General features: G+C 43.7%; 9 protein-coding genes. 2 read left to right on the forward strand and 7 right to left on the reverse strand.

Going from position 1 to position 15,265, the window contains the following annotated elements; translation table 11 throughout:
• Positions 1-27 precede the first annotated feature (27 nt).
• Positions 28-1,299 (forward strand): M16 family metallopeptidase, encoded by a 1,272-nt coding sequence (locus tag BN3283_RS08485; protein ID WP_059026381.1) that lies wholly within the window; start codon positions 28-30, stop codon positions 1,297-1,299.
• Here BN3283_RS08485 and BN3283_RS08490 read toward each other — a convergent pair.
• The 5 genes from BN3283_RS08490 to BN3283_RS08510 form a co-directional block, all read right to left on the reverse strand.
• Entirely contained in the window at positions 1,296-4,658 is a 3,363-nt protein-coding gene (locus BN3283_RS08490; protein WP_059026382.1) for a golvesin C-terminal-like domain-containing protein, read from the reverse strand. The two genes, BN3283_RS08485 and BN3283_RS08490, sit on opposite strands and share 4 nt — an antisense overlap.
• Positions 4,659-4,996: 338 nt before the next feature.
• Complete coding sequence (locus BN3283_RS08495) at positions 4,997-5,815, reverse strand: DUF7015 domain-containing protein (RefSeq protein WP_147625566.1); 819 nt, start codon at positions 5,813-5,815, stop codon at positions 4,997-4,999.
• Positions 5,816-5,832: 17 nt separating this feature from the next.
• Positions 5,833-7,383 carry a SusD/RagB family nutrient-binding outer membrane lipoprotein gene (locus tag BN3283_RS08500; protein ID WP_059026384.1) on the reverse strand — a complete coding sequence of 517 codons (1,551 nt, stop codon included), beginning with the start codon at positions 7,381-7,383 and terminating at the stop codon, positions 5,833-5,835.
• 11 nt (positions 7,384-7,394) lie between these two features.
• On the reverse strand, positions 7,395-10,523 hold the full coding sequence (locus BN3283_RS08505; protein WP_059026385.1) for a SusC/RagA family TonB-linked outer membrane protein: 3,129 nt from the start codon (positions 10,521-10,523) through the stop codon (positions 7,395-7,397).
• 972 nt (positions 10,524-11,495) lie between these two features.
• Positions 11,496-12,212, reverse strand: a complete 717-nt coding sequence (locus BN3283_RS08510; RefSeq protein ID WP_059026386.1) for an energy transducer TonB — start codon at positions 12,210-12,212, stop codon at positions 11,496-11,498.
• A 213-nt stretch (positions 12,213-12,425) separates the two neighbouring features.
• Here BN3283_RS08510 and BN3283_RS08515 point away from each other — a divergent pair, with 213 nt between their 5' ends.
• Positions 12,426-13,019, forward strand: a complete 594-nt coding sequence (locus BN3283_RS08515; RefSeq protein ID WP_059026387.1) for a DUF4251 domain-containing protein — start codon at positions 12,426-12,428, stop codon at positions 13,017-13,019.
• Here BN3283_RS08515 and BN3283_RS08520 read toward each other — a convergent pair.
• Together BN3283_RS08520 and folD are read right to left on the reverse strand one after the other, a co-directional pair.
• On the reverse strand, positions 13,001-14,233 hold the full coding sequence (locus tag BN3283_RS08520) for a nucleoside recognition domain-containing protein (protein WP_041504292.1): 1,233 nt from the start codon (positions 14,231-14,233) through the stop codon (positions 13,001-13,003). The genes BN3283_RS08515 and BN3283_RS08520 overlap by 19 nt on opposite strands.
• A gap of 128 nt (positions 14,234-14,361) precedes the next feature.
• Positions 14,362-15,237 (reverse strand): bifunctional methylenetetrahydrofolate dehydrogenase/methenyltetrahydrofolate cyclohydrolase FolD, encoded by an 876-nt coding sequence (gene folD / locus BN3283_RS08525; protein WP_059026388.1) that lies wholly within the window; start codon positions 15,235-15,237, stop codon positions 14,362-14,364.
• Positions 15,238-15,265 lie beyond the last annotated feature (28 nt).

Genomic DNA, 15,265 nt, shown 5'->3' on the forward strand with positions numbered 1-15,265 from the left:
AACAATCATCTATACAATTCAATTCGTATGAACCGTAACCAACCTCCCCAACTGGAAGCCCTGACCAAACCTTCCGTCCTGAATTATCAAAAAAGAATCCTCTCCAACGGAGTAGAAATCATTTACATGAATGACCCTCAACAAGAGGTATTCAAAATGGATGTCGTTCTACCTGTCGGGGCTTATTACCAACCCCGACCGATTATCGCTTCCACTATGCTCCATTTGTTAAACGAAGGAACTCGCTCCCATTCTTCCGAAATGATAGCCGAATTTTTCGACTATCACGGGGCTTACGTAGATTACAACTGCGGATTGCATAAATCGGAAATCAGCCTGATCTCCTTAAACAAATACGCGGACAAGACCATCGGGATGGTAGCCGAGATGATTGCTGAGAGTACCTTCCCGGAACACGAATTGGAAGTCTACCTTCGCAACAAAAAGCAACAATATTTAGTCAACTTGGAAAAAACCTCCTATCTGGCTCGTATGGAGTTTCTTCGCTTGTTTTTCGGAGAACAACATCCTTACGCTAATCATTTTACCCGAGAAGATTTCGACCAAGTGACCCGCCCCCGGCTCTTGGATTTTTATCAAAAACGGGTAAGTGCCCTGAACTGCCGTATTTTTCTTTCCGGCAATGTGAACGAATCCGTCCTACAAGAGGTCGGGAAACGATTCTCCACACTACGATCTACCGTACCAGAGAAAGAACCGACATACGACATCAAGCGGCAACCGGCCGGACAATACCGTATCCATAAACCGGATGCCGTACAAACCAGTATCCGGGTCGGCAAAAAAGGGGTCAGGCTCACGGAAGAAGATTATACCGATTTTCAGTTACTCAACATGGTTTTAGGGGGGTATTTCGGTTCCCGTCTGATGTCGAATATCCGGGAAGAAAAAGGCTTTACCTACGGCATCGGTTCATTTAATGTCAGTATGAAAAACGCCGCTTACTGGAATATCGCCACCGATGTCAATGCCGATCACGCGGAAGCCACAATCTCCGAAATCCGTAAAGAGATACTCCGTTTACAACAAGAGCCGATTCCGGCCGAAGAATTGGATCTTGTTAAAAGTTATTTTCACGGGGAGCTGCTTCGGGAATTAGACGGTGTTTTCGCCCAATCCGATGCCCTGAAACACAAATTGAATTACGATACGGACAATACTTTTTACTTGAGAATGATCGACCGTATGAAAAAATGCACCTCGGAGGACCTTCTTCAAGCAGCCCGGAAACACCTGAATATAGAAGAGATGTATTTCGTCGAAGCGGGTAAAGGTTAATCAACCTTCACCCATTTCACTGCATCCGCAATAACATAAAAGTCTCGTTTATCTTCCAAACGCCGATCATCTAAAACAACCCGAGCCTCTCCTTTTGGGAAATCATAGGTTCCCAAAGAGGACCAACCGGTAGTTTTCGCCCATACCTCCTGCTCTTCCTGTCCATAATAAACCGTATAATGATAATTGCTCGGTATTTTCGGCAATAAAACGAATACCTCATAACTTCCCTCTTCCGGAATAAAAGCTTTCCATTCGGCTTTGTATTTTCCGCTTTTACACTCTTTACAATAAGCGGAACGGATGCTGTCTCCGAAATAGTCGATAGACAGCACCTTTTGCCAACGGGGGAAACCCAAACCGAGATTGGTCTCTATCGTATTTTTCTTGCTTTCATTTTCAAAAAGACGCTGGAAGAATGTTCTGTCAGGCTCTATCAGGCGAAATCCGGGATCTTCGTTATCCACGATAATCTCCCCGGGTTCGGCTAAAAATTCATCCGGACGGATATCAAATAAACCGGATGTCGTATCAGACGTCACATCATCGGACATCGTCCCAAAGGCAGACCTGACATTAGCCATCTTTCCGGGGATATGGTAAGAAATTCCCGTATTTATCCGAAATTCTCCGATATGGTCTTTTCGAATTTTCACCTCCTTACACTCACCCGGATGCAAATAAAAATTATAAACTTTTCTTTCCATCAGTTCCGTATATAAAACGGAAACGAGTCCTTTCGAATTCCCTGCATTTTTTATTTTAAAACGCATACGTGTCCCTTGCCTCTTTCCTTCCACCACGACCTGGTTTATTTCCATATCTTTTATCTGGAAGCGAGTGGGCGACTTGGAGTTCCATTCTTTCCAAACCTCCGCAAAATCCACACCGAATCGCTTTCCAAAATCCGAAGTAAATCTCTCCAAAGGAACCACACCTTGATTCTGTTTATAAAAATCATTTAAGAACTTGTAAAAATCACCAATAGGTATATCCACAGTCACATGGTTCAACAATGATTCTGCCTCCATCTGAAAAATCATACACAGCACATCGGAATCCAAGGTCTTATCCTTCATCGCCTCTTCCAAACTATGATTCAATAAATAAACCTGTGCGGCGTATTCGACTATATCCACTTCCTGGTATATATTTTCAAATTGTGCCTGTGCCTTCAAAATGGTTTTCAATAACAAATCGACAGTCGAATAATCGACAGAATAAATATAAGACTGCGGCTCCCGAAACAAAGTATAGCAATCAAACAAATTCCGAAAGGTGAAATAAACACTACGCGAACGATTCGGAACAAACCTATTAAAAAATAAATTTTGATTGTTATAATACAATACGGTTTTAGACAAAAAACAATCGATAAAAGGACGTAATAAACTGCTCGTTTTAAATGATTTCTCGATTTTCGGATCGAGAGTATACGACGACCTTCTTGCCGCATTATTCGCATTTTGCTTCAATATCCATCTGTAATCTGGGACATTCATTCCCGCTCCCCTTTCAGAAAACAAAACCAAGCCTGATTGCACGAACTCACTCTTCCCCATCCACTCCCGGAAATGAGAGATAAAAGGCAAGGGAGTCTCTGCGACGATCAATCGACTTGAAGGATAACCGCACCAATCCTGCCGCATCATCATTTCAGCAATGCCATTAAACAATGATTTACTACTTGCAATCTTCGTATGCCATTGCAAATCAGCTATTTTCTGTTCAAAGAAATCACTCATTTCTTCCGGTTTAATATCTTTCAATACCTCACTAACCATATCGTTCCCTCTAAAATAATAGAGATCGAAATCACAACTTTTCAATTTTAAGGTAAAACGTTCATATTCTCCCCCACTGATTGAAATTCCATCCAGAGGAAAAGGAGGTTCGAACCGAAGTGTATCCCCCTTCTTGCGAGAAGGACCTTGAGACAACAAGGTCGATTGAACCGGATTTATCACATCCAAACTATAACGAGTAAAATCTTTCGTCGACAGCCAGGGAGCATTCAGATTGACCGGAGGAATTGCCACGGGATACCAGATGTTTTCCGGAACAAGCAAAAGGAAAGCATTGCTTACACAAGCATAGCGACGGCCGAAATGGAAAAAGGAGTCGTTGCGACGGGTGTCGTAATAGAGAGAATCGGGAACTTCCAAATAACATACCCGTTCGTCAATCGTTCCCTCGTAAGTCAAGTTCAATCGCACGCTATCTCCCGTTTCAAGAGGACGATCTATCAATAACACCTGATGATCCCGTTCATAAGCCAGCTCTTTATCTCCCTCTTTCATGCTCGTCAAGCGTAACCCCGGGTTCAGAAACAATTGCAAACGGGGCAATGTCTTCCCGCTGTAGTTACATAACATCAACTCACTGGATAACTCCAAACTTTTCCCTTGCTGCCGAAGAGTTATCGCATGAGTGGAAACCCGAGCCGAACAATCTTTCCAATGACGTTCGAAGCTCGCCCTATATTGATCCCGAACCACATTTTCCCGTGTAAAGCGATATACACAAATCCCTTCCGACAATAAAGCAACAGAAACCAACAAAATACCCGCCAATCGAAGTCTGGAAACCGACTTTAGCTCGTTCGGCAAGCGCTTTACCCGAAGTAAACTCCAAACAATAAGTCCGCATCCCAAAAGAAAAAAAGCCAAGCGTTGAATCAAATAATAGCCTAAATCCGCATGCCCCGTCGCACTCGAAAACAAATTAGATAAAGAAGCACCCGTAAAATCCAGGTTTCCCTGGAAAACCTTGTCTGATACCGTTATCGAGATATACATCAAACATAACGAAAGAAATATGGAGAGTATGCGCAACCGAGTAAGAGTCGCCAACCATAAAGTAACCCCCAACATAAACACCAAAGAGGGAAAAGTCAAAGTCAACAGATAAAAAAACGAATACCATGGATTAAACGGAGCAATACTCCCCCATATGTTCAAACAGAAACAAATGAGTACGGATAGCAGATTCAACGAAACAAAAACCGCTGTAATTCCCACTACTTTCCCCCAAAAATAATCTTCATTGCTAACCGGACGAGAGTGAATCACTTCCATAGGTCCTTCCTGCTTTTCCCGTGTAAACAACTCGGCAGCCACGAATATCACCAGCAAAGATTGAACAATATTGTAAAGATAAGCATTCACCAACGGCATGGAAGAGGCCAAAGCCAACAAATTCCAATTCCATTGATGATACAAAGGTTGCTTGCATTGTACAAGCCATTGCAAATAAGTAATTAAGACCAAAGTTAAGAAAAACAAAATTCTAAAAATCCAGGAACGTCGTAATGTTTTCGCTTCATAGCAAGCTACAGTTTTAATATCATGCAGGTTCATAGTACTATTTTATTAATTTCACAAGTTTGTATATCCACATTAAATCAAAGGTTTATCCAGATTGCCTACCCCTTAATCTCCAACGAACAAGTTCGGGCAGGGTCCTTTTCACTCTATGTTTCTCGCAAAGCTACACACCACTCTTCATATATTATGGGACGCACACTCCTCCCCGAATGTTACATCTCCTAACTACTTTAAATTTTACAATAAAACATAAACATATGATTATCAATTGTTAATACAAATATTATTATTAAAAAACAACACGTACGAAGAGGCCGCCCCGTCTACAAACGGAAACGGCCTCTCGCTAACAAACAGGGGTTAAGTTGCTACTATTGTATCAACGTGTAAGTCTCCTTCACGTACCTTCCTCCTAAAATATTCCACTCGATCGTGAACGACTTTTTGTTCGGATCATAAGTTCCCGAGATAACGGAAGTGGCCTGTCCGTCGACGTCCAGAGTTACCTTGTTCGTTGTCGGATCGATCTCGTAAAACACTTTATTGGTGAACTTACCGCCGAACAATCCTCCGGCCGACAACCGGGTAGGACTAACCGTTTCCAGGTAAACTTCCGTACTTGCCGGAGGAGCAAAATCCCCCTCCATTTCATACTTGTATTTACCCTCGTACGGACTACGTACTTTCAGAGCCAATAACAGATTTCCAAAATTTCCGCTTATCGTATAACCCGGCTGCTTCACGGACTCTATTTCTATCACCAGATAACTGCCATTAGCCTGCAGAGCTTCTGTCTTTATCTTTGCTGTTAAAGGTACGGCTCGTTCTCCTTTCGGGATCACCACAGACGTCGGAAGAGTGATCTTATCCAACGGAAACAACTCTTCTCCCTCGGGTATCAAATCTCCCTGTACGGATTTTTTCAATACCACTTCGATATCTTCCCCGGCCGGCTTCTCGGCCGCTAATCTCACTTCCCCGATCGTAATCTCCTGTTCGGCCCCCACAGCCAAAATAGCTATAGATTTCATATGGTCCGCATTGGCCGGTATCTCGATAATCTTTTTCGTGGAAAGATCCTCCGGCCTGATGCCATATTCAAGATCATCGATCCTGTCGTCTTTCAAGCAGGAAGTCAATCCCAATGAAATCACCGACATCATCCATATCAATACATGTATCTTTTTCATAATCCAATATTTAAACATTAATTTTTATCCCAAAATATCTTATTTGCCTGGGGATTAATAGTTCCCTGAGCCGTTGCGTTCTTGTTATTGAACTGGTATTCGGTAGTCGGGTAAATCAAACGATAGGGAATACGATTATTTCCCACACTCGGATGTTTGGAACGAGGGATATCGGGAACCCCTGTTCTTCGGTAATCCGTCCAGGATTCCACCCCGTTGATCCCGTACATGGCAATGTATTTTTGCAGATAGATCAATCTCAACTTATCAGGATGACTGCCCCACTCCGCAAACTTGGTATCGGTCGGCTCCACAGGATGCAAATAATTATCGGCCACTTCCGCCGCATCTTCCACCTCCAACCACACGAAAGATTCGGTCACGGCCCTTTCGTAAACTGTTTGAGCATCTCCGGCAAGGGCTCCCCGTTGAATGGCCTCCGCTTGTAAAAAAAGACTCTCGAAAGAGGGCAAAAACCATTGCGGCATATCGACCGATTTGGCGATACCCGGACCGGAAACCATAGAAGAGTGGGCTCCGTCGGGCAGGGAATTGTCTACCGCCCCGAAATCGAAACCGATATAATACTCTCCCCCCGTGGGAGTTTTAGCTCTCGAATAGAAATAGGTATACCGAATGTCCCCGTTATTCCGCAAAAGACTCAGAAAAAAATTATTGGCCCGGAAATAGGCATCGGAAACACCTTGGTCATTAACTTTATAGGTATTCCAGAACGGATTTTGTTTACCCTTATCCGCCGAATAGGTCAAATGTACGGCCGCAGTCTCTCCCTCTCCGAGAAAACCCGCCCCGTTGGCCACGATTTTGTCCACCTCCGTTTTCAAGGCGGCAGCCCCGAGAAAATCGGCCTCATGCATGAGCATCCGTAAACGTTGCGTGTTCCCTAACTTCCGCCACATCCCCAAATCTCCGCTAAAAACCACGTCAGCCCGTTTGATATCGTAATTTTTTTCCAGATCGGCCTCCTTCAACAGTTCATCGGCCTTAGCGAGCTGCTCCAACAAATCTTTATAGACATCCTCTCCCTTATCGTAAGGGGTCAACATATAGTTAACTATATCAAAACATTTGGAATAAGGAATATTGTTGTACTGATCGACCAACGTCATAAAACCGATGGCTTTCACAATCTTGGCGATGGCCTCGTAAGCCGTCTCTTCTCGAGCCACGGCACTTTTTTCCATCACGTCCAAATCTTTCAATACATCCATCCAATCGTGCCATACCCCCTGATGGAAAGAAGCCGAAAGCTGAAATGCTTCTACGTCTGTATTCGGACCGTAAGTCCCCGCACAACGAGCGTAATAGCCCATCCATTGCTGGTAATCACCGCATGCCCCGTTCAAGTTGGTAAAATCCGTACTCGGCTGGGTTGCGGCAGTCAAAACTCCTACCCGGTTCAAGGCACTGGGTAAAATCAAGTTAGGCGTCATATTACTCTCTACCGCCCTGTTCGGGTTTTGATTGATATCGAAATAACTCTCGCCACACCCCGCGAACAAGAGTATCGCCAAAGAAATTACCGTTAGTATGTGTATCTTTTTCATATCCGTTCGATTTAAAATTTAACCGTAATCGTTCCGCCAAAACTCCGGGTCGGGGGATTCACCGTGGCATCTCCCACTCCCGATACGTTATTATAGTCGTTAGTCATCACGTTCCCCTGAAAATCAGGGTCTCCGTACACGTTGGACTTCGGTAGCCAAAGAGCCAGGTTCCTACCCGTGAAACCGATCGTGATTCCCTGAATCACCTTTTGTCTCCTCAACAGCGACTGCGGCAGATCGTAGGAGACCGAGAACTCCCGGAAACGCCAGGAATTGGCACTCGTCAGAAAGTTTGTTCCCACGTTCCGATAGTTATCTCCCGTCCAAAAATCGTTCACGTTAGTAATCGTTAAGTTCTCGTTCGGAACATATTTTCCCGGGTTCTTAGGATCCTCGTATACCGAATTCGGGAAGACGAAGCGTTCCCGGTGGTTTGCAGCTGTCCGCTCGGACACACCGGTCCACGCCATATCGGCACCGATCATATTAAAGGCGTAATACCCTCCTTTATACTCGAAAGTAGCGGCAATCGTCACCCCTCTCCAGGTAATTGTCGGGTTTAGTCCCAAAATGTATTTGGGCATCGTTCTTCCGAATATTTTATTGGTCTCGTCGATCTGCGGCACTCCGGTAGTCGCATCCACGATCACCCTCCCCTCGGGATCCCGTTTGTAATCTTTCGCGCTGAAGACGAAAGCGGGTTTCCCCACTACCGCCTGATTACCGGCCATATAGTATCCCCCGACTCCCAACTCTTCGAGATCCCCGAAAATAGAGGTTACTTTGCTATCGTTATAGGTAAAATTAGTTCCCAGGTTAAAATCCCATCCCCGGAACCGAACGAGGGGAGTTAACTTCAACTGAGCCTCGAAACCGAAATTTTTAAAAGAAGCGGCATTCACGTTCGCGAAAGAGTAACCGGTAGAACGGGGAACCCTTACGCTCACGATTTGATTCGAGTTCTCCTGAATGTAGTAAGTTGCGTCCAACATAATCCGGTTATCGAGAAAACTGGCCTCGAACCCTACCTCGATGCTCTTTACGAACTCCGGTTTCAACAACGGGTCGAAAGAGGTGGAATTAATCGAGTACCCGGGAAGTCCGGCATAAGGGAATCCCAATATTTGAACCGCAGTGGCACTTAACGAATAAGGATCGATATCGGCATTTCCGGTTTTATTCCAGGAACCTCTCAATTTCAGGAAGTTCAAAACATCCGATTTCAACACGGGAATCGCATCGGTCAATACCAACGAAAGATTAACACCCGGATAGAAAAAACTATTGTTTTGAGGATCCAACACGGAAGTTTTATCATTACGCCCCGTAACCTCCAAATTAACGAAATTCTTGTAGTTCAAGCTGAGGCTACCGTAAAAAGAGAGCATGCGGGTTCTGAATTTATTCGATCCCCCGCCCAACTCGCCCGGTCGCGCCGAAACATTGAACAAATCCTCAATGATCAGCTTATCCCCGGTCAGCTGCATCTCTTTCGTATCCACATCACGGACGTAAGTTCCCACTAACAAACTCCCCTTGAAATCACCGAATGTTTTGTGGAAATTCATATATAACTCGGAGGAGAGCCTGTTTTGAACGTAGGAGTAATCCTCTACCCGTTGCGGAATGTCCGATAACTCTCGGTGTTCTCCGTACTCCGTCACGGTCAGCAATCGAGTCTGCACCTTGTACTCTTCCGTCCGGTAGGTCATAGCCGCCCGGTAGTTGACGTCCCACCAACCGGTAGGCGATAACTTAAAGTCGATGCTGGTAATCAAGTCCTGCTTTTTCCCCTTTCTTCTCCAGGTATCCAGGGCAATATAAGGATTAATTCCATAGCGGTTGTAATAGTTATCGTAAGTAGCGAACGGATTATTTTTATAATTTTTGTAAGAGGTTAGAGGGACATGGGCCTGGGTCGAAAAGATCAGGTTCATCAAACCGTCGTTCAATCCCACGTTATTGGCCGAATAATAATCGCTCATCGCCTGGTCGTCGAACACGTTATAATTGGATTGGACGTAATTCGAGTTAAAGTTTACCGTAAATATTTTATACGCTTTAGAGGCATTCAGACGGATGCCGGTCCTGCGATTCCGGTCGTCCGGCACAACACCTTTAATCACGGCATCCTGAATACTCAAGAAAAAGTCCTTGGCTAAATAAGAGATATCGTTTTGCATCGTCATACCCGTCTTAAAAAATTTCCGTCGATTATTTTTTATCGGAGCATATTTTACCTTCTGCACGCTACCGTCCGGCAATACCTCTCCCAATACCACTTCCGAACCGTCGTAAGCCGGCCCGTAAGACCAGTTTTCGTAAGGAATATAATCACCGTATCCCCCGCTTCCGAACGTGTTTTGAAATTTAGGGAACATGGCGACCCTGGTAAACTGGGTCGAATTACTTACCGTGATCTCCGGCTTGGCATTCTCGCCACCCGCTTTCGTGGTCACGACAATTACCCCGTTACGGGCATCCGGACCGTAGATGGCTGCTGCAGAAGTCCCTTTCAATACATTTACACTCTCTATATCGTTCGGATTTAGAGAGGAGAGAAAACTCAAATCCACCGGAACGCCATCCAACAACAACATCGGATTGTTACTACCTGTCAACGAACGAATCCCCCGCAAATTGATCTTCACATCCTCGAATACACCACTATTCAACCCCGTGATATTCAACCCGGGCACTTTCCCCTGTAAGCCGACAGCTACATTCAACGCTCTTGCCTTAACCAATTCCCGGTTACTCACGTTTACCGTCGAATATCCCAAGTCTCTTTTCTGACGCTTGATACCTAAAGCGGTTACGACCACCTGCTCCAGGCGCTCCGTCTCCTGCTCCATCTTCACATCGATCACTTTTCGCGTTCCGGAATTAATTTCCTGTTTTTTCATCCCCACAAAAGAAAAGACAAGAACGGCATCCGTCTCAACATTTTTTAAAACGTAATGTCCCTTAACATCGGTCGATGTCCCGACATTCGTTCCTTTTACAACAACCGTAACCCCCGGCAGCGGAGATCCGTCAGCAGCATCGGTCACCGTACCCGAGACCTCCCGCTTTTGAGCCAAACCTAATTGCATTCCCGCTAACAACAGGAAAACAATCAATTGAATCGTCTTTTTCATAGTCTTGTTTTTAATTAGACATCATTTGTAGTTAACAATAATCATCGCATTGAAAAATCAATACAATAACGCACAGCTCTTACTTATCGGGATATATCAATAATTCCACACGATCTTGACGCGTCGAGGAGATAGTAAAAATGATTTCGATAAAGCCCTTCCGATTCAAAGAGAAAAACTTTTTCCACGATAAATACCATTGACAACTCATGTCGACAAGAAACGTACTTTAAAAGAAATTATTGCTTTTTCGGAATAATCGATTTACCCCCGGAGTCACCAGTTATCTTCTCATCAAACTGAACCTATCGTCCCCTAAAGGCCCAAAGCATGCAGACACCTAATATTAGAATATAAATAAATCCCACCTACGTCCATCATCGTAGCTTGTATCCGACTATACTCACGACTATTTTTAATACACCTATCAAAAAACCTTCGTTTAATGACATTTTTATAGGGTATACATCATAATTGGCTCAAATAATACAACATATTGAATATAAGAATTGAAGATTTATCAAAAAATATTTATTTTATTTGTATTTGTGATTTTTTTACTATATTTGTAATGATCAAAAAACGAAGGTTTTATATAGATGCATATATATCTATAATTCAATTGTTTATCATATATATTTACTTGTCCTGCAAAACCATTTTATTGATTCAAAGTCAACAAATTTAATAGTCAATTTATCTATTTTGTATATTTTAATCAATCATTCAATTACATGTCTCGATATCACCATATTATCGTATCAATAGCATAACAAAGAAACACTTCTATTCCAATAAAACACACAATAAAAGATTTTAGGCGATACGGAATGAGACAAAAAAAAATGTGAAGATTTTCCTTATATTCAGAATAACCCTCAACAAGCAATACTCTATTCAAAGCCCGAAAAAAAAACGTTGCCGTTTCGTGCAACGTTTTTAATGAATCATATCTTCTTAAATATTTCCTCCCTATTTTAACAGAAAACTTACAGGAATCAAGCACTCGATCTCTACATTTTTTCTGTTTTGTTTCGCCGGTTTCCATCTCGGCATCGCCTTCACCACCCGTATCGCCTCCCTCTCCAACAACACATCTGTCGATCGGACCACATTGACTCTTTTTACCCTACCCCTCTTATCGATCGCAAAAGAGATCTGCACTTCTCCTTCTATTCTCTTCTCGTATGCCTTCTCCGGGTATTTTATCCGTCCGGAAATCCATACAAACACATCACCGGGAAACTCCGGCATAACCTCAATCGGCTCGAAAACCTCGTCCGTCTTCTCCTTCACGCAAACAACCGGATAAGAATCTTCCAAAACCCAAACAGCACGGTATAAACGGACTTCCATCACCTTTTGCCGAGCGACGGGTATGCTCCGCATCTCTTTTCCGACATAAGAAAATAACAATATATCGTTCGAATCTGCATTTACAAAAAACCTCCCCTTACCATCTGTCCGCCCTCCCGTGTTCTTATCTTTAATAAATACAACGGCACCTTTCAGGGGTTTTCCTTTTTCGTCCGTCACTTTACCGGTCACAACCCATCCCGTCGTATCGTTTAGAGTACCGTTTATAAAATTCGGTATAGCCTGCACGTCAACTGACAACACCATAAAGAACATCACCGGAAGTAACAACAGATATCTGATTATTCCTTTTACGAAAATCCTTTTTTCCATTCTCATTCGTTTTTCAAAAATGCCACATCAAAATCGTCACCTGTTCCGACTCAAAATAATTGTTTTCATTAGTATTTGCCAATTATATGCAGAGGATGCGAACGGGCTATGAAAAACGATCCTGAATCAAACTTTTTATTTCTGCAAACGTAAACTCGTTCAAAGATAGTGATAACCACGAAAAAGTCAACTTATTCGACAAAAATAGAGCACATGAAAAATTATTTACCGTTTATTTTTATCGCCATCCTACTTTGCTCATTTCCCTCCATCTCCTCGGGTCAAAAAAGGAGTGCCCGGTTTGAAGCGGAGTTTCAGAAAACGTTTCAAATAGCCAATAGCGATCGGTTCATGATACGATTTTTTATAGCTACTCCAACGGGACAAACCTTTGTTGCCACCCCATCGGAAGGCCCTAACGTCACCATTGACCCGGAACAATGCTATTTAGAGATTCAAGATTCGCTGGTCAGCGGGCGATTGCCCTATTTCGGTAACGGCAGTCATTGGGTTCCGAGACCGGGACAAGATTCTCTTCGATTTAACTATATTCTTTTTTCTCGAACAGTAAAAATACTTCCACGCGGAAATAAAAAGAGTATCGCTTATCAAATCAGTATTTTAACCAAAGACAATATTTTGTTTTTACACATGGACATTCGTTATGACGGAACCTGTTATCTCTATTATAACGATCAAAAACGCTACCCGATCAGCTACACGGGAAATATTTACCCCTTGGAAAAAAAGGGACAGCATCCTTTAAATACAGCATCACCTTCAGAAAATCAGGCAAAGAAGATATAAGCCATTACAATCGCCGCAACAACTCCAGCCAAATCTGCAATCAAACCGCACGGAATAGCATAACGGGTATTTTTTATACCCACGGCCCCAAAATAGACGGCAATAATATAGAAAGTGGTATCCGTAGCTCCTTGAAAAGCACAAGCCAATCGTCCGGGAAACGAATCCGCCCCAAAAGTATTCATAGTATCGATCATCAATCCCCGTGCCCCGCTTCCGCTCAACGGTTTCATCAAAGCCGTAGGTAAAGCCGGTACAAAATCAGAATTGAAACCGCAAGCCTCACACCCCCATTTCAAAGCGTCCATGACGGCATCCATTGCACCCGAAGCGCGGAAGACACCGATAGCGACTAAAATTGCAATTAAATAAGGGATTATTTTTACGGCAATAGAGAAACCCTCTTTCGCCCCGTCGATAAAAGCATCGTAAACGTTGATACGCTTCCAGGCTCCCATAGCGATAAAACCGACAATAATGGAAAACAAAATCACATTACTTGACAAGGAAGAGACTTTGGTCAACGTCTCTTTATCCAACCCTGAAAAATACCATATAATACCTGCTACCAAAGCACTACCCCCGATCAGGTAGGCCATAATTACCCGGTCCAATAAATTAATTCGCTGATACAAAGCAACGGCTATAAGTCCCACTAAGGTCGAAACATATGTCGCCAAAAGAATCGGGATGAAAATATCCGCCGGATTAGCAGCTCCCAACTGAGCCCGGTAAACCATGATAGAGACAGGAATGATGGTTAACCCGGAGGTATTCAATACCAAAAACATAATTTGAGCATCGGAAGCACGGTCTTTACGAGAATTAACCTCCTGCATCTGCTGCATTGCCCTTAGCCCCAACGGAGTAGCCGCATTATCCAGTCCTAACATATTAGCGGCGATATTCATCATAATCGAACCATAAGCCGGACTACCCGGAGGCAACTCCGGAAATAAACGCCGGAAAAAAGGATTAATAATCCACGACATAACCTTTACCGCCCCCCCTCGCTCTCCGATCTTCATGATCCCCATCCACAAGGTCAACACCCCCGTCAATCCCAACGATATCTCGAAACCGGTCTTGGACATATCAAAGGTAGCTTTTACAATAGACGCAAAAACCTCCGTATCCCCATCAAACAATAATTTGAAAAGGGCCACGATAAAGGCTACACCGAAGAAAAAAATCCAAATATAGTTAAGAACCATAGGCGATCGGAGATTGAGTGATTAGGTGATTGAGAGATTAGGTGATTGAGAGATTGAATGATTAGACGAGCGAGTTGAATCACAACCTCCTTTCATCTCCCAAGCACAAAATCCCACTACCCGTATCATTAATGTTTCGCTTTACAGGCTTTGATCGTATTCTGCAAAAGAGAAACGATCGTCATTGGTCCTACTCCTCCCGGAACCGGAGTTATGTAAGAACACAAGGGAGCTACCTGCTCAAAATCGACGTCTCCTACCAATTTCCAACCGCTTTTAGTCGTTTCAGAAGGAACCCGATGAATTCCCACGTCGACGACGACACACCCTTCTCGTATCATATCTTTCGTGATAAAATGAGGAACGCCTATGGCAACGATCAAAATATCGGCTTGCCGGGTAATCTCTTTCAGATTGGAGGTTCTGCTGTGACACATTGTCACCGTACAGTTCGCGTGCTTTGCCTTACGGGACATCAGCACGGCCATCGGGGTCCCGACGATGTTACTTCGTCCCACTACGACGCAATGTTTTCCTTCCGTATCGATATGGTAACGAGCCAACAGTTCCATGATCCCGGCGGGAGTTGCCGGAAGGTAGGTCGGTAACCCTAACACCATCTTACCCACGTTACACGGGTGAAATCCATCCACATCTTTATCGGGATGAATCGTATTTAATACTCTCTCTTCGGAAATATGTTTCGGCAAAGGAAGTTGCACGATAAAACCGTCTATATCCGAATCCTCATTCAATTGTCGGATCACCTCCAATAATTGCTCTTCGGTAATATCACTACCGTATCTTAGTTCGGTACTTTTAATTCCCACGGCTTGACATGCTTTTACTTTACTGGCCACATAGGTTTCACTCGCTCCGTCATTGCCTACCAAAACGGCAGCCAAATGGGGGATCTTCTTTCCCTCGGCAAGCAAGCGAGCCACCTCTTCCGCGATCTCCTCTTTGATCCGCGTCGAAACTTTTTTTCCGTCAATAATCTCCATCTTTTATTTTTAAATTGTAAATTATCAA

This window comes from Gabonibacter massiliensis, assembly GCA_001487125.1.
Taxonomy (GTDB): Bacteria; Bacteroidota; Bacteroidia; order Bacteroidales; family Marinifilaceae; genus Gabonibacter; species Gabonibacter massiliensis.

Bases quoted from the DNA above. Each gene is read 5' to 3' on its own strand.
- BN3283_RS08485 (WP_059026381.1), top strand. From the start codon at position 28: ATGAACCGTAACCAACCTCCCCAACTGGAAGCCCTGACCAAACCTTCC.
- BN3283_RS08490 (WP_059026382.1), bottom strand. From the start codon at position 4,658: ATGAACCTGCATGATATTAAAACTGTAGCTTGCTATGAAGCGAAAACA.
- BN3283_RS08495 (WP_147625566.1), bottom strand. From the start codon at position 5,815: ATGAAAAAGATACATGTATTGATATGGATGATGTCGGTGATTTCATTG.
- BN3283_RS08500 (WP_059026384.1), bottom strand. From the start codon at position 7,383: ATGAAAAAGATACACATACTAACGGTAATTTCTTTGGCGATACTCTTG.
- BN3283_RS08505 (WP_059026385.1), bottom strand. From the start codon at position 10,523: ATGAAAAAGACGATTCAATTGATTGTTTTCCTGTTGTTAGCGGGAATG.
- BN3283_RS08510 (WP_059026386.1), bottom strand. From the start codon at position 12,212: ATGGAAAAAAGGATTTTCGTAAAAGGAATAATCAGATATCTGTTGTTA.
- BN3283_RS08515 (WP_059026387.1), top strand. From the start codon at position 12,426: ATGAAAAATTATTTACCGTTTATTTTTATCGCCATCCTACTTTGCTCA.
- BN3283_RS08520 (WP_041504292.1), bottom strand. From the start codon at position 14,233: ATGGTTCTTAACTATATTTGGATTTTTTTCTTCGGTGTAGCCTTTATC.
- folD (WP_059026388.1), bottom strand. From the start codon at position 15,237: ATGGAGATTATTGACGGAAAAAAAGTTTCGACGCGGATCAAAGAGGAG.